The sequence below is a fragment of the Kaistia hirudinis genome, from assembly GCF_014196455.1.
GTDB classification, from domain to species: domain Bacteria; phylum Pseudomonadota; class Alphaproteobacteria; order Rhizobiales; family Kaistiaceae; genus Kaistia; species Kaistia hirudinis.
The window spans coordinates 660,329-675,823 of record NZ_JACIDS010000004.1; the positions used below are offsets into that span (position 1 = coordinate 660,329).

Below are 15,495 nucleotides of genomic sequence, written 5' to 3' on the forward strand. Positions count from 1 at the left end.
GCGGGCTATTTCGTCCCGCACCAGTCGATCACGCTGGCGGCGATGACCTTGGCGCTTTCCACCAGCGAGGCGATGTCGACATATTCGTCGGTGCCGTGGAAGCCGTCGCCCGACGGCCCGAAGATCACGCCGTCGACGCCCGCGCCGGCATAGTGCGCGCCGTCGCAGACCGCGATGAAGCCGCGCATGGTCGGCGCCTTGCCGGTCTCGGCCTTGCGCCGCATCAGCGAGGTCACCAGCGGATGGTCGGGCGCCGTGTTCATCGGCGCGAAATGCAGCCCGCCGAGCTCCCATTCGATCGTGATCGGATGGGCGCGCAGCCAATCGTCCATCTGGCAGAAATGATTGATGAAGGCCTCGAAATCGCGGCGGTATTCGGCCGAGGTCTCGTCCGGCAGGAACTTCATGTCAAGGTCCATCACGACCACGTCCGGAATGATCGCCGGATTGGTCATCACGGTCGGAATACCGTTGGGGCCGAGCGCGGTTCCGCCCCACATCACGCCGATATTGATCGTGTTCATGCCGGCGGGCAGCAGCGGATGCGAGCGCGCGCGCGTGCGGTCGCGCTCGAATTGCTGCACGGCGGCAATGAAGCGCGCGCCGATCTCGATCGCGTTGACGGCCGGCTCCAGCCGCCCCGCAATATGCTGCTGCGGGTAGATCTCGTTATAGCGGAAGGCCGAATGGCCGTTCTTGCCGCGGATGGTGACGCGGGCCCATTCGAGTCCGCCTTCGGCCGGAAGCACGTCGCCCCAGCTCGGCTCGGCGACGAGGACGGCCTTGGCGAGCTTGCCGCGCCGGACATTTTCGATCGCGCCGCCGCCGCCAGCTTCCTCGTCGACCACGGAGTGAAGGGCGAGGCGGCCGTCGAGCGTGACGCCGCTGCGCCGGATCGCCCGAAGCGCCGCGACGCAGGCGGCAACGCCGCCCTTCATGTCGATCGAGCCGCGGCCATAGAGCCTTCCGTCGCGGACCTCGCCGCCGAAGGGGTCGACCGTCCAATCCTTCACCGCGCCGACCGGAACGACGTCGATATGGCCGCAGAGGATCAGGCTCTTCTCCTCCGAGCCGGCCCATTCGCCGATCAGGTTGGGCCGGCCGGGCAGGGCGTCGAACTGCTCCGTCGCGAGACCTTCGGATTGCAGGATCGGCTCGAGCAGCGCCTGCACATCGGCTTCGCGGTTGAGCCCGTCGGCGGTCTCGAACTTCGGATTGACCGAGGGGATGCGGACCATGTCGCGCGTCAGGTTGATGACGAAGTCACGGTCCTTCTCGATGAAGTCCTGGACGGACCGGATCACGGCTTCTCTATCGGACATGGCGGTTCCCTTCGGTTCGGCCGTCAGGCGGCCGGCCTTCTCGTCAGGCTGAGATCGTCGAGGATGGGGGCGAGCCGCGCGGCCCAGGCGTCCCCCCCCTCGGGGGTGCGGATGAGGTCGTTGCGGATTTCGATCAGGGCGCCCGGCAGGCCGCGGTCGGAGGCGTGCACGGGGATCGCATAGTCGCTGTCGCGCTCGATCACATAGGGCACGTTCTCGCCGACGACGAGCGCGGGATCGGCCGCGAGGCCGGCGAGGAAATGCCGGGCGAAGGCGGGCTGATGGTCATGCAGGATGCCGACATGCCAGGGCCGCGACACGCCGAGGAAGACCGGCGTGAAGGAATGGATGGTGACGATCAGGCTCGGCTGCCCGACGCGGCGATCGAGCAGCGCTGCGATCGCGTCGTGGAAGGGATCGAAGATCGCCCGCCGGCGAAACGCCAGTTCGGCCTCGTCCAGCCCCTCATTGCCCGGAATGCGCGTCGCCTCCGACAGGACCGGCATACTGCTGGGCGCGCCGAACGGGCGGTTCAGGTCGACGAGGAGACGGGAATAGGTGCCGAGAAAGGCCGGCGCGCCGAGGCGCCGGGCGAGTATGCGCGTGACGGCTGCCGCGCCGATGTCATAGGCGATATGGCGTTCGAGATCGGCCGGCTCGACGCCGAGCCGCTCATAGCGGGCGGGGATATGGTTCGCGGCATGCTCGCAGATCAGCACGACCGGATGCTTCGAATCCGGGTTGAGGATCTCCAGCGGGGCCGGCCAATCCTCGCTGCCGTGCGGCTCGGGTCGCGCCATCAATAGCGTTCCCCATAGGCGGCGCAGATCGCCAGCTTGGTCTTGCCTTCCATCAGCGCGATTTCCGCCCGCTTGACCGCGACGAAGCTCTCGATCAGCCGCGGCGGGAACCAGCCCGTCACCACCGGATCGGATGCGAGTGCCGCCAGCGCCAGCTCCAGCGTCTCCGGCAGGCGGCGGAGCCCGTTCCGCGCCAGTTCCTCGGGCGACATGATCGAGGGATCGCCGGAGACGATCGGCGGGGCAGGGAGCCCGGCGGCGATGCCGGCGAGCCCGGCGCGGATGATGGCGGCGAGCGCCAGATAGGGATTGGCCGTCGCGTCGGCAGCGCGATACTCGATGTTGAACTGCCGCGCGGGATCGCGCCCGCCCATCGTCACGACCGGGCAGATGCGCAATGTCGCCTCGCGGTCGCGCTCGCCGAGCCAGGTATAGGACGAGCTCCAATTGTGCGGCGCCAGCCGATCATAGGAGGGCGGGCTCGGCGCCGTCAGCGCGGTGAGCGCCGGCAGATGGCGCAGCACGCCGGCGCAGAACGACGCGGCGCGCGGCGAAAGCCCGCCGGGGCCCTGCCTGTCATAGGTCGCCGGCGCGTCATCGGCATCGACGAGACTGAAATGGATATGCACGCCATTGCCGACCGCGTCGGGGTCAGGCTTCGGCGCGAAGGAGGCGCGGGCGTCGAGGTTGCGGGCGACCTCGCGCGTCACCTCGCGGATGATGACGGCGCGATCGGCCGCCGCCAGCGCGTCGGTCGGGGCCGACGTCACCTCGAACTGCGCGTTGCCATATTCGGCCAGCACCATTTCGGGCTGGACGCCGGCTTCCTCCAGCGCCGCCCAGAGGCGCGGCACGAACGGGTCGGCTGCGCGCAGCGCCCCGACGGAGAAGGCATGCGGCGCGATGGCGTCCGGATCGGGCTGGTTCGGCTTCAGCAGGAATTCCTGCTCGAAAGTCGCGCGGATCGAAAGCCCCGTCGCGCCCTTCAGCGCCGCGATGGCCGCCTTCAACTGCCCCCGGCAGCAGCCGTCCCAAGGCGCGCCGTCGAGCTCGACGATGTCGCCGGGGATCAGGTCGAGCGGCGTCGCCGACCCGGTCGAGACGGCCGTGTAGCGGGCATCGGGGTCGGGCAGGATGCGGAGATCACCCGACGAGCCCCACGGATTGGGATCCGAGATCGTGTTGAACGGCGTCAGGCAGAGATTGGCCGGCACCCAGCCGATGCCGGTCTCCAACGCACCGGCGAGCCGGGCCGCGGTCACCGGCCGGCCGCGCGTGATGGCGGCGAGGTCCGTGGTGACGATGTTGACGAGCGGGACGAGGGGCGTCTCGGTCATGCCTGGTTTGCCCCGCCGAGCGCCACGAAACGATCCACCACCGTCTGCGTATCCGTCACCCAGCAATAGCCGCCGAAGGCCTTGAGCGCGCCGGCATGGCGCTCGGGCGTCGGCGCCGCGCAGGCATCGGCGACGCAGGTGACGAGATAGCCGCGATCGGCGCCGTCGCGCACCGTCATGTCGACGCACTGGTCGGTCAGCACGCCGGCGACGACGAGCTGGCGGACGCCGAGATTCTTGAGCAGATAGTCGAGATTGGTCGAGTTGAAGACGCCGGACGAGGTCTTCGGCAGCAGGATTTCGTCGCCGACCGGCGCGAGTTCTGGCGGCGGCAGGCCTTCGGCGAGGCTCGGCGGGATATGGATCGGCGTCAGCTTATGGTCGAGCGAGCGGTCGCGGCCGTCCTCGGTCAGGCTCTGGATGATGGTGTGCAGCACCTCGACGCCCGAGGCGCGGGCGGCAGCCAGCAGCTCCCGCTGATTGGGGATCGTGACGTCGCGCGTCTGGGTATAGAAATAATGGTCCGCCGGCCAGTCGGCATGGTCGGGATCGAGGCCCGGTTCCAGCCAGATGCGCTGCATGTCGACGAGGAGGAGCGCCGTCGCGCCCTTGACGAAAGGCTGGTCGCGGCGCGGCAGGGGCGTTTGGCTGGCCATCGGGTCTCTTGTGGTGATCAGGGCTTCAGGCGGGCGAATTTTGTGGGCGGCGAGGGGCCGTCATGGTCGAGCGTCACGGCGTTGGCGGCGCGGATCGCCTCGATGCCTTCGATGCGCTGACGCATGGACGAGCCGTGCTGCGCGATCATGTGGGCGAGGACCGTCTCGATCTGCGCCACCGGCGTCGCCATGGTGTCATAGGGCGAATCCGCGTCGATCGCGGCGATCATAGTGTGGTCGGCGAACTCGGCGATCGGCGAGAGCCAGGGATCGGTGAAGAGCAGCACGGCGACGCCGCGCGCCTTTGCCTGCTTGGCGAAGTCCACCACATCCGCCTGGTAGCGGCGATAGTCGAAGACGACGAGCAGGTCGCGCTTGCCGAGGTCGACCAGCATGTCGAAATCGGACGGCGCCAGCTTGGCGAGATCGCGCACCTGGGGCCGAAGCTGGACGACATAGCCGGCGAAGATCGAGGCGATATGGCGGCTGAACCGCCCGCCGAGGAAGAGAACCTGTCCCTTGGCCTCGAGCAGCAGCGAGGAGGCCTGCGTATAGGCCTGCGCCGGCATCTGGGTCCGCGTCCGCTCCAGGCTATCGGCGACGGAATGGAAATAGGCGAGCGCCGTGCCTTCGCTGGTGTCGGCGGGACGCTTCGCCTCCATCATCAACAAGGGCGAATGCAGCCGCGCCTCGACTTCGGCGAGCAGCTTGCTCTGGAATTCGGCGAAGCCGGAATAGCCGAGCTTGATCATCAGCCGCATCACGGTCGGGTCGCTGACGCCGGCCAGCTTCGCCAGCCGCGTCGCGGTTCCCAGTCCCGACATCGGATAATCGGCGAGCAGCACCTGAACGATCTTGGCTTCCGACGAAGTCAGGACGACAGGCGTATGCGCCAACTCCTCCCTGATCGACAAGCGGGCGCCTCTCTGTGCACTGAGCCTGATAGGAAAATTACAAAATCGGTTCGTTCTGTCAATTTTTGGAGATGATCAAACAGAAGACGCGTAAACGAAAACACCGGGCGGAGTGTCCGCCCGGTGTTCGATCGTTCTGGTCGCTCTTCGCAGCGTCCGCGGTTCGCGTCAGGCCGGCTCGAAATTCATCGCCACGCCATTGATGCAGTAGCGCAGGAATGTCGGCGGCGGGCCGTCGTCGAAGACGTGGCCGAGATGGCTGGCGCAGCGGCTGCACGAGACTTCGGTGCGCACCATGCCATGGCTGCGATCGACCGTGGTGATGACCGAGCCCTCGATCGGGGCGCCGAAGCTCGGCCAGCCCGTGCCGCTCTCGAACTTGCCGCCCGAGGCGAAGAGCGGCTGACCACAGCCGGCGCAGGTGAAGGTGCCCTGCCGCTTCTCATGCAGCAGCGCGCAGCTGCCCGGCCGCTCCGTGCCGTGCTGGCGCATGATGTAATACTGTTCCGGCGTCAGGAGCCTTCGCCATTCCTCATCCGTCCGAACCAACGTCGCCGCGGCTGTCGACATCGCCAAGCCTCCTGTGGGGTGAGCCCCTTAGATAGGACGTGGCTCGCCCTCTCGCCAGTCTCAGCCGAGCCGGCTGCGGATGCGCATCTTGATGTGCTTCGATTCGCGGAAGGCCATGATGCCCTCTGGGCCGAGTTCGCGGCCGACGCCGGAGAGCTTCCAGCCGCCGAAGGGCGCCTGCAGCTCGGTGGTGTCATTGATGTTCACGCCGACGGCGCCGGTCTCCAGCCGCTCGGCAAAGGTCCAGGCGCGCTCGATGTCGCCGGAGAAGACATAGGCAGCGAGGCCATAGGGCAGGGCATTGGCGACGGCGAGCGCCTCGCGATCGTCCTTGACGCGGCGGATCGCGGCGAGCGGGCCATAGGTTTCCTCGGTCATGGCCAGCGCCGCGTCCGGCACGTCGTCGATGAGGGTCGGCTCGAAGAAGAAGCCACGATCGAACGCCTCGCCCTTCGGCTTTTCGCCGCCAACGAGCAGCCTGCCGCCGCGCTGCACCGCATCGGCGATGTGGCGCGCGACGCGGGTACGTCCGCTCTCCAGCAGCATCGGGCCATAGCCGACGCCCTGGTCGATGCCGTGGCCGAGCCGGATCTTGCGCGTCTCGGCGACGAGCGCCTCGACGAAGGCGTCATGGATCCGGTCGGCGACGAGGATGCGGTTCACCGCGATGCAGATCTGACCCATGTTCGAGAATGACCGCCGGGCCGCCGCCGCTGCGGCCTCCGCTATGTCGGCGTCGTCCAGCACGATGAAGGGGCACTGGCCGCCGAGCTCCAGCGCCAGCCGCTTCATCGTATCGGCCGCCGCGCGCATCATCGACTGGCCGGCGGTGGTGGAGGCGGTCGCGGTCATCATGTCGATGCCGGGATGGGCGGCGAGCGCCGCGCCGGCCTCGGGCCCGGTCCCGGGCAGATCGTTCAGCACGCCCGACGGCAGGCCGGCCTCGGCGAAGCATTCGACGATCTTGCCGATCGCGAGCGGCGTCTCGTGCGGCGGCTTCACGACCAGCGTGCAGCCGGCGGCGAGCGCGGGGCCGAGCTTCCAGGCATAGATGTCGACGGGATAATTCCATGGCGTGATCGCGCCGACGACGCCGACCGGGGACGTGACGACGAGGCTGCGGATATCGGCGCGCGAGGATGGACGGAGCGACCCGCCAATGCGGCGGCCTTCCTCGGCATAGTAGCGGATGACTTCGATGCCGAAGCGGATCTCCTTCTCGGCATCGGGAACGGGCTTGCCCTGCTCTCGTGTCAGGAGCTCTGCGATGTCGCCGACGCGGTCCTCGATCAGGTCGGCGGCGCGCTTCAGGATGCGCGCGCGCTCGTCGGCATGGGTCGCGGCCCAGCCCGGAAAGGCCCGGCGCGCGGCCTGGACCGCCGCGTCGATATCCGCCGCATCGGCCAGCGCGCTGGAGCCGATGCGCTCGCCGCTTGCGGGATCGCAGATCTCCAGCCGGCGTCCGGAGAGCGACGGGCGCCAGGCGCCGTCGATGAAAAGCTCGCGCTCGCGCGTCATCGTTCTCTCCCCGTCAGCGCGCCTTCAGGCGGCGCCAGAGTTCGTCATAGTTCTTGTCGTTCTGGATATTGGCGGCTTCCTTGCCGGCCGTGTTGGGGTTCACCATCACGAAGGGCTGAATGCCGCGCTGCACCAGCTTTTCCGCCGTTGCCGAGACGATGGCATGGGCGATGGCGATGGTGATCGAGGTTGAATTGGCGCCGACAGGATGCGCGAGACCATCGATGCGGATCGCCGCATCGGCGAGCGGCACGCCGGTGTCGACGACGATGTCGGCGACCTCGAACAGGCGCTTGCCGGAGGAGTGGCGCGATGTCGTCACCGAGGAATGCGGCAGCGAGGTCACGGCGACCAGCGTCATGCCGCGCTCCTTCGCTTCGAGCGCGATGTCGAGGATCACCGCATTCACCCCGGAATGGGAGAACAGCACCATCGTGTCCTCGGGATCGAGCTGATGCGAGCGCAGGATCGCCTTGCCATAACCCTCGACGGCATGGATGAAGCGATATTGCCGCGAGCCCATGTCGCCCCAGACACGATGGAACGAGATCATCGTGCTCTCGACGATCGGGCGGAAGCCGACGATCGTGCCGGTGCGCGGGAAGCTCTCGATCGCGGGCAGGGCGCCATGGCCGGTGCCGAAGGTGAAGGCGAGCTTGTCCTTGGCGAGCGAATCCGCGCAGGCGCTCGCGGCCCGGTCGATCGCGTCGGCCTGGGTGTCGCGCACCATGGTGAGGCGCTCGATCAGATTGTCGAAATAGCGGTCGGTGATCGCGGTCACGGGACGAGATCCTGTTGCGAGGAGAGGCTGGCGGCGACCGCGTCGAGCGCGATCTCGAACATCTGGCGTTCCTTCGCCGCCATGGCGGCGGGTTCGATCTTTTCCTGGCTGAGCCCGTCGACCGTGCCGAGGCAGAGGCTGGCCGTGCGGGCGCCGAGGATGCGGCCGGCGGTGAGCAGCGTCGCCGTCTCCATATCCGTGCCGATCAGGCCCATCTTGCGGATGTCGGAGCGGAGACCGTCGATCATCCGCTTCTCGCCCTCCGAGAGCGCGAACATCTCGGTATAGAAGCCGTCATAGGTGCCGAAGATGCCGGCCCGCCACGGCACGTCATGCAGCTTCAACGAGGCGCGGAGCGCGAGGCCGAGGTCGAAATCGGCGACGGCGGGAAAAGCGAGCGGCGCATAGGTGCGCGACGTGCCTTCCGAGCGGACGCCGCCATCGGCGAGCACGAAGTCGCCGAGCACGGCCGGCGGGAACACCATGGCCGTGCCGATCCGCAGGAAGGTGCGGATGCCGAGATCGAACAGTTCGTGCAGCACGATGGTCGCGATCGGCGCCCCCATGCCGAAGGCGGTGACGGTGATGCGCTTGCCGGCGCGCGTGCCCGTCACGGTGCGCAGGCCGCGATTTTCCTCGACGAAATGCGGGTCTTCCAGATGCTCGGCGATCCGGTCGATGCGCGCGCGGTCGCCGACGAGGATCGCTGCCTCGCCGACCTCGTCCTGGCGGCAGCCAATATACCAGGCGGTCCGGGTCGTGGCTGTCTGCGTCATGGGGTCTCGCTTCCCTGATGGTTGTTCCGGAGCCGCGCTTTCAGCAGCGCCTCGACCGCAGCGATGCCGTGCCGGATGGCGGCGCGGGCGTCGCCCGGCTCTTGAATGAAGGCGGCGAGGAAGCCGCCGAGAAAGGTGTCGCCGGCGCCGGTCGTGTCGCTGGTCTCGATCGCCCGGACGGGGAAGCGCGCTTCCTCGCCGCCGGCGCGCAGGATGACGCCGTTGCCGCCGCGCGTTTCGATCAGCAACCGGTCCGGCCGATCCGTGGCGCTGCCGGCAAAGGCCTTGGCCGCGAATTCCGCTTCGCCCCGGCTCCAGGCGGCGATATCGGCGCGGGCCGCGACGCGCGCCGCGAGATCGCCGGGCATGACGCGCTCGTCGACCTTGACCGACCAGACGAGCTTCGACTCCGGGCGGATCAGCGCCAGCACCTGCTCCGTGACCTCGGGCGGGCCGACGGTGAGGCAGACCCAATCGGCGCGGGCGACGAGCGCGCTCTGGCGCTCGTCGAGGCGCTGCGGCACGGTAATCGCCGGATCGAACAGGCAGTGGCAGCCGCCGTCCGGCCCATAGGCGAGCACGCTCGTTGGCATCCGGCCGGGAAGCTGCGCGATCCCGCCGATATCGACGCCGGCATCCGATAGTGCCGCGCGAAACGTCTCGCTGTCGCGGTCCTGCCCGACCCAGGAGACCGGCACGACATCGGCGAAGCCGGCGCGGACCATGGCGCTGGCGATGAAGGCCGGCGGACCGCCGACGCGCGGCCACTCGCCGGGGCGCCAGTCGATCGTCGTGGTCTTGTCGGCGACCATGGGGCCGCGGAGGCGCAGGGCATAGTCGGAGCTCGAAAAGCCGGTGACGACGGCGCGGCTCATGCCAGCATCTCCAGCGCATCGGCGAGCGGCACGACGCGGCCGATATAGCGGTCGATATCCTCGAGCGAGGCCTCGGCGAGATGCGGGCGGTTCGAATTGGTCGCCTCGCGCGGCACCACGACGTCGAAGCCATGGGCGAACGCGTCCTGCGCCGAGGCGCGGATGCAGACATTGGTCTTCACGCCGGCGATGATCACGCGCTCCATGCGCTGCTCATGCAGGAAGAGGGCGAGATCGGTGGCGAAGAAGGCGCTGAAACGGCGCTTGCGCGTGACGATCTCGCGCGGTCCCTCCGGCCGGAACTCGCCGAAGAAGGCGGCGTCGAGCGCGCCTTCCATGTGATGGCGCGGCAGCTTCTTGAACTCGTAATCGTCGAACTCCGGATAATGCTGCTCGACGGCATGGACCACGACATGGCCGCCGGCCCGTGCCGCGGCCAGCAGGTCATGCAGCGGGCCGAGCACGTCGAGCGCCGCCGGATAGAAGTTCGGCTGGCCTTCGAGGAAGAAGGAATTGATGACGTCGACCAGGATCAGGGCGGTTTTCGGCGCTGTCATGAGGAGGAGCCGCTCCGGCGGCGATTGGCGAGACCGAGGCCGGTAAGGACGAGGATGACGATGAGATAGGGCAGCATCTGCACGAGTTCGGCCGGCACGCCGCGCCCCTGAAGGCGGATCTGCAGCGCTTCGAAGAAGCCGAAGAGCAGGGCGCCGAGCGCCGTGCGCCAGGGGCGGTTGCGGCCGAAATAGAAGGCGGCGAGCGCGATGAAGCCGCGCCCGCCCGTTATGCCCTCGTTGAACAGGCCGACGACGCCGATGGAGAGATGCGCGCCGGCAAGGCCGGACATCGCGCCGGCGAAGACGGTCGAGGCATCGCGGCTCGCGAGCGGATCGAGCCCGAGCGCCCGCGCCGTCATCTCGGCCGAGCCGGCGGCGCGCAGCCGCAGCCCGAGCCGCGTCCGCGCCAGCACGAAGGCGGTCACCGGCACCATCGCCCAGGCGAACCAGGTCAGCGGGTCCTGGCCGGAGAGGATCGCGCCGAGGATCGGGACATCGGCGATGACGGGGATATCGATCCGCGGCAGCATGACCACGCCGGGCGGATTGAAGGTGCCCGATACGCCATAGACGCTCTTCAAGAGGAAGCGCACCAGCCCGGCCACGGCGACGGAAAAGCCGAGGCCGACGATGATCTCGTTGGCCGCAAGCCGCGTCACCACCAGCGACATCAGAAGTCCGACGATCCCGCCGGCGACGAGCGCGGCGAGCAGCGCCAGCACCACGCTGCCCGTATCCGCCGAGACGATGACGGCGACCAGCGCGCCGGTCAGCATCATGGATTCAAGGCCGATATTGACGATGCCGCCGACGCGGTTGACGAGCCCGCCGATCGCTGCGAGCAGGATAGGCGTCGTCATCAGCAGCGCGGCATGGATGAGCGGGTCGATCATGCAAGCCCCCGCCGGTCGCGCAGCAGCAGGCCGAGCTTCGCCACGGCGAAGATCATGACCGTGCCCTGCAACACCTCGACGATCTCGATTGGCACATCCGAGAAGAGCTGGATCGTCGCGCCGGAGGAGGCCAGCGCGCCGAAGACCAGCGCCGCGAGGATCATGCCGAGCGCCGAATTGCGGCCGAGCAGCGCCACGGCGATGCCGGTGAAGCCATAGCCGGGGGAAAAGCCGGCAACGAAGCGATGGACCAGGCCGAGCGCATGGATCGCGCCGGCGAGGCCGCCGATCAGCCCGGAGAGGATCATCATGCGGAACAGAAGCGACGGCACGTCGATGCCGACGGCGCGGCAGAAGCGGGCATTCAGGCCGACCAGACGGGAGCGGAAGCCGGTGACGGTGAAGCGATCCCAGAAGCCATAGAGAATGACCAGCGCCAGGCTGATGATGAAGCCGAGATGCAGGGTCGAGGGCGGCAGGAGCCGCGGCAGCTCGGCCGTCTTCTCGATCGCCGGCGTCGCCGAATTGGCCGAGCCGCGCGCCAGCAGCGGGCCGTTGACGAGCCAGCTGGTCAGGTTGACGGCGATGAAGTTCAGCATCAGCGTGGTGACGACCTCGTCGACGCCGAGCCGCACTTTGAGGGTTGCCGGCGCCACCATCCAGGCCCCGCCGATCAGCGCGCCCGCGAGCAGCGCGACGGGGATGATCGCGATCGCCGGCCAGCCGACCAGCCAGAAGCCGAGCGTCGCGGCGGCGAGACCGCCGAGATAGAAGCAGCCCTCGACGCCGACGTTGAACACGCCCGCGCGGAAGGCGATCGCCGTCGCGAGGCCGGTCAGGAGCAGCGGCGTAGTGGCGGTCAGCGTCGCGGCGATGCGGCGCGTGCCGCCAAAGGCCTCCGACGCCATCAGGGCATAGACCGAGAGCGGGTCGTGCCCGGTCACGGCGAGCACGATGGCGCCGATCGCCAGCGCCAGCACGAAGGGCAGGGCAGCGGCGGCAAGATTGGCGAGCGCGGCCCGGATCATGCCGCCTTCTCACCCAGCATGAGGCGGCCGACGCGCTCGACGCTCGCATCGCTGCGATCGAGCTCGCCGGTGATGCGCCCGCCATAGAGGCCGACAATGCGATCGGAGAGCGAGAGGATCTCGTCCAGTTCCTCCGAGATCAGCAGCACCGCGCCGCCCGCATCGCGGAAGGCGACAATCTGGCGATGGATGAAGGCGATGCCGGCAATGTCGACGCCGCGCGTCGGCTGCGCGGCGATGAGGATACGGGGCTTCCGCTCGAATTCCCGCGCGATGGCGACGCGCTGCTGATTGCCGCCAGAAAGGCTCTTCACCGGATCGCCCATCGCGCCATAGCGGACGGAGAGCGTGTCGAGCGCCCTTCGCGCACCTTCGTGGATCGCGCGAAGGCGGAGCAACCCGGACTTCGAGAAGGCCGGCGCATGCTCGCTGCCGGCGATGAAATTGTCGCGGATCGAGGCGGAAAGGCACAGCCCGTCGCCGGCGCGGTCGGCGCTCAGATAGGCGATGCCGAGATCGCGGAAGCTGCCCGTGCGGGCCCGCGTGATGTCGCGCCCGTCCATCCGGATCGAGCCGGCATCGATCTCACCGAGTCCCGCGGCGGCGGCGGCGAGTTCGTCCTGTCCGTTGCCCGCAACGCCGGCGATTCCCACGATTTCGCCGGGATAGAGATTGAGCGTGATCGGGCCGAGGCGCGGCAGGCCGCGACCGTCGCGCGCGACGAGCGTGTCGATCGCAAGGACCGGCACGCCGGCATGCGGCGCGGCCGGGTGGACGAGGGGCAATTCGACCGGCTCACCGACCATCATCTCGGAGAGCTTCGCCTTGCTGGTCTCGCCGGGCAGGACCGTCGTGATCGCCCGGCCGCGGCGGATCACCGTGATCGAGTCGGCGGCGTTCATCACCTCGTCCAGCTTGTGGCTGATGAAGAGGATCGTCCGCCCTTCGGCCTTTAGCCGGCGCATCAATCCGATCAGCTCGCGCACCTGCGTCGGGGCGAGCACGGCGGTCGGCTCGTCCAGGATCAGCACGTCGGCGCCGCGATAGAGCAGGCGCAGGATCTCGAGGATCTGGCGGATATGCACCGGCGCATCGGCGACGCGCATCTGCCAGTCCAGCGTGACGCCGGCCATGGCGGCGACCCGCTCGGCCTCGGCCAGCGCCTTGCGTCGGTCGATGACGCCGCCCGCATGCACCGGCTCGCGGGCGAGGATCAGGTTCTCGAGCAGCGTCAGCTCGTCCACCAGCATGAATTCCTGGTGCACCATGCCGATGCCGCGCGCAAACGCATCGGCCGGCGCGGTGAGGCGGACCTCGCGGTCGTCGAGGATGACGCTGCCGTCATCCGGACGATCGACGCCCTGCAGGATCCGCATCAGCGTCGATTTTCCCGCGCCATTGCCGCCGACGATCGCGTGGATCGTGCCGGGCGCGGCGGCAAAATCGATGCCGTCATTGGCAATGACGGGGCCGAAGCGGCGCACGATCGCGCGGGCGCCGATCCGGGTCCTGGATGCGGGGGCGGACATGGAAGCTCGATACTATGCCGGCTTACTTGAAGAAGTCCGGATAACCCTGGTCGACCGCGTTCCAGACCTTGATGTCGCCAGAGAGGATCTTGGCCTTGAGCTCATCGACCTTGGCGAGCGTCGCCGCCGGGATCTTGTCCTTGGTATATTTCATGTCGGAGAGAGCGACGCCGTTCTCCTTGAGGCCGAGCGTCACGGTCTTGCCGCCGGGGAATGTATCGCCGGCATAGTCGCCGACCACGGTCTCGACCGCGACGTCGGTGCGCTTCAGCATGGAGGTGAGCACGGAGCCGGGCGCGAGGCCGTCCTGGTCGGTGTCGACGCCGATGGCATAGTGGCCGGTTTCCTTCGCCGCCTGGATCACGCCGATGCCGGTGCCGCCGGCGACCTGATAGACGATGTCCGCCCCCTCGTCATACATGGCCTTGGCCATCTGCAGGCCGATCGCCGGATCGCCGAAATTGTTGGAATAGGCGACCTTCACCTCGACATTCGGGTTCACGTCGTGCGCACCCTGGATGTAGCCGACGATGAACTTGTCGATGCCGACCGATTTGGTGCCGCCGATCACGCCGATGATCGGCTTGTCGTTGATGCCGGGGATCGACGTATCGGTGGTCACGAGCGCGGCGAGCGCGCCGGCGAGATAGGAGCCTTCCTGCTCCTGGAACAGCACCGAGGCGACGTTCGCGCCCGGCTGCACCTGGTTCAGGATGACGTATTTCGTGTCCGGATAATCCTTGGCGACGGTGGCGAGCGCCTCGCCATGCGAATATTCGAGATCGACCAGAAGGCCGAAGCCGGCGTCCGAGGCGCGGCGGAGGATATCGGCCGCCTGCGCGACGACATCCTTCGATTCGACCGGCTTGCCCTCGATCTTGGCGGCGGCGACGGCCTTCTTGAAGCCCTCATAGGCGAGGTCGTTATAGGACTGATCGCCGAGGCCGCCCTGCGCGATGATGAGGGCGGCCGGCGCGTCAGCCGCCTTCGCCGCGCTCGTCGCTCCAAGGGCCAAGGCGAGGACCGAAGCGCTGTTCACTATCCACTTGTAAGACATGGTTCTTTTCCCTGGAAGGCTGTGGTCTGGTTGTCTGCTCGGCCGGTCCCGTCTTGCGCAGAATCTCGGCTTCATAGGCGTAGCGGCGCGCGTCATAGACCGCGTCGACGACATCGAGGATGGTTCCATCCGCGGCGAAGGACTGGCGGCGCACGGCCATGACGACGCGGTCTTCGAGCAGGCGCAGCAGGCGCGCCTCCTCGTCGCTGGCCGGGCGGGCGCGCAGCATCTCGACGCCGCGCTCGACGAACAGCCCGGCCTCCTCGAAGCGGCGATAAAGCGAGAAGGCGGGGTTCGCGACGATGTCGGCGGTGAGCCCGACGCGATCGGCCACGGCGCGCGACAGCACCGAGCGATGGATCGCCGTCGCCATGCCGTCGACAAGACGGAGCCGGTCGAGCGCGACCAGCGCCTCGCCCTCGGCAAAGGGGAGGTCGGGACGCCATTCGGCCGCGCCGAAGGCGAGGACGCGATGCGCCGGCGCGCGGCCGGCGGCGGCGACCGCCTCGGTGAAGCTCATCAGATAGGAGGGCGCCCGCGTCAGCGCGGGGGCCGCGACGAAGGTGCCGAGCCCCTGGCGGCGATAGAGCAGCCCCTCGTCGACCAGCGCCTCGACGGCGCGGGTCACCGTGAAGCGGCTGACGCCGAAACGGCGGGAAAGCTGTGGCTCGCTGTCGATCCTGTCCCCCGGCTGCCGCGCCGCGATATCGCGCCGGAGGCTGTCGATCAGCTGACGATAGAGCGGACGCTCCATCATCGGATCGGCAAGAGGGGCGGGCGAGCGGACCATCGACACATCCAGTCATCAGGTTGACCAGTCAACCTAGCATTCGGCGAAACGCGCCCGAATGCAAGACGGCTTCGCAGTTGGAGACAGGTTTT

16 protein-coding genes are annotated in these 15,495 nt (G+C 68.3%); all 16 read right to left on the reverse strand.

All coding sequences use genetic code 11. The features are described from left to right. Positions 1-5 precede the first annotated feature (5 nt). The 16 genes from GGR25_RS17830 to GGR25_RS17905 all read right to left on the reverse strand — a co-directional run bounded on the left by GGR25_RS17830 (position 6) and on the right by GGR25_RS17905 (position 15,403). Complete coding sequence (locus GGR25_RS17830) at positions 6-1,322, reverse strand: M20 family metallopeptidase (RefSeq protein WP_183400160.1); 1,317 nt, start codon at positions 1,320-1,322, stop codon at positions 6-8. Between the two features lie 23 nt (positions 1,323-1,345). Next, entirely contained in the window at positions 1,346-2,122 is a 777-nt protein-coding gene (locus GGR25_RS17835; RefSeq protein ID WP_183400161.1) for an N-formylglutamate amidohydrolase, read from the reverse strand. Beyond that, on the reverse strand, positions 2,122-3,459 hold the full coding sequence (locus tag GGR25_RS17840) for a glutamine synthetase family protein (RefSeq protein ID WP_183400162.1): 1,338 nt from the start codon (positions 3,457-3,459) through the stop codon (positions 2,122-2,124). The genes GGR25_RS17835 and GGR25_RS17840 overlap by 1 nt, the downstream gene beginning before the upstream one ends. After that, positions 3,456-4,115 (reverse strand): cysteine hydrolase family protein, encoded by a 660-nt coding sequence (locus GGR25_RS17845; RefSeq protein WP_183400163.1) that lies wholly within the window; start codon positions 4,113-4,115, stop codon positions 3,456-3,458. Before GGR25_RS17845 ends, GGR25_RS17840 begins: the two co-directional genes overlap by 4 nt. Before the next feature lie 17 nt (positions 4,116-4,132). After that, positions 4,133-5,029: a MurR/RpiR family transcriptional regulator gene (locus GGR25_RS17850; RefSeq protein WP_183400164.1), complete on the reverse strand. Its 897-nt coding sequence runs from the start codon at positions 5,027-5,029 to the stop codon at positions 4,133-4,135. 168 nt (positions 5,030-5,197) lie between these two features. Further along, a complete protein-coding gene (gene msrB / locus GGR25_RS17855) occupies positions 5,198-5,599 on the reverse strand; it encodes a peptide-methionine (R)-S-oxide reductase MsrB (RefSeq protein ID WP_183400165.1) in 402 nt (133 codons plus the stop codon). Between the two features lie 60 nt (positions 5,600-5,659). Further along, positions 5,660-7,117: an aldehyde dehydrogenase family protein gene (locus tag GGR25_RS17860; RefSeq protein ID WP_183400166.1), complete on the reverse strand. Its 1,458-nt coding sequence runs from the start codon at positions 7,115-7,117 to the stop codon at positions 5,660-5,662. Positions 7,118-7,130: 13 nt separating this feature from the next. Continuing rightward, complete coding sequence (locus tag GGR25_RS17865; protein WP_183400167.1) at positions 7,131-7,898, reverse strand: sugar isomerase domain-containing protein; 768 nt, start codon at positions 7,896-7,898, stop codon at positions 7,131-7,133. Further along, positions 7,895-8,674, reverse strand: a complete 780-nt coding sequence (locus GGR25_RS17870; RefSeq protein WP_183400168.1) for a nucleoside phosphorylase — start codon at positions 8,672-8,674, stop codon at positions 7,895-7,897. The genes GGR25_RS17865 and GGR25_RS17870 overlap by 4 nt, the downstream gene beginning before the upstream one ends. Further along, positions 8,671-9,549, reverse strand: a complete 879-nt coding sequence (locus GGR25_RS17875) for a carbohydrate kinase family protein (RefSeq protein WP_183400169.1) — start codon at positions 9,547-9,549, stop codon at positions 8,671-8,673. Before GGR25_RS17875 ends, GGR25_RS17870 begins: the two co-directional genes overlap by 4 nt. Beyond that, a complete protein-coding gene (locus GGR25_RS17880) occupies positions 9,546-10,106 on the reverse strand; it encodes a cysteine hydrolase family protein (RefSeq protein WP_183400170.1) in 561 nt (186 codons plus the stop codon). Before GGR25_RS17880 ends, GGR25_RS17875 begins: the two co-directional genes overlap by 4 nt. After that, positions 10,103-10,999, reverse strand: a complete 897-nt coding sequence (locus GGR25_RS17885; RefSeq protein ID WP_183400171.1) for an ABC transporter permease — start codon at positions 10,997-10,999, stop codon at positions 10,103-10,105. The genes GGR25_RS17880 and GGR25_RS17885 overlap by 4 nt, the downstream gene beginning before the upstream one ends. Next, complete coding sequence (locus tag GGR25_RS17890) at positions 10,996-12,027, reverse strand: ABC transporter permease (RefSeq protein ID WP_183400172.1); 1,032 nt, start codon at positions 12,025-12,027, stop codon at positions 10,996-10,998. The genes GGR25_RS17885 and GGR25_RS17890 overlap by 4 nt, the downstream gene beginning before the upstream one ends. Continuing rightward, entirely contained in the window at positions 12,024-13,556 is a 1,533-nt protein-coding gene (locus GGR25_RS17895) for an ABC transporter ATP-binding protein (protein ID WP_183400173.1), read from the reverse strand. Before GGR25_RS17895 ends, GGR25_RS17890 begins: the two co-directional genes overlap by 4 nt. A 22-nt stretch (positions 13,557-13,578) precedes the next feature. Next, a complete protein-coding gene (locus GGR25_RS17900) occupies positions 13,579-14,613 on the reverse strand; it encodes a BMP family lipoprotein (protein WP_183400174.1) in 1,035 nt (344 codons plus the stop codon). Beyond that, on the reverse strand, positions 14,534-15,403 hold the full coding sequence (locus GGR25_RS17905) for a GntR family transcriptional regulator (RefSeq protein WP_183400175.1): 870 nt from the start codon (positions 15,401-15,403) through the stop codon (positions 14,534-14,536). Before GGR25_RS17905 ends, GGR25_RS17900 begins: the two co-directional genes overlap by 80 nt. Positions 15,404-15,495 lie beyond the last annotated feature (92 nt).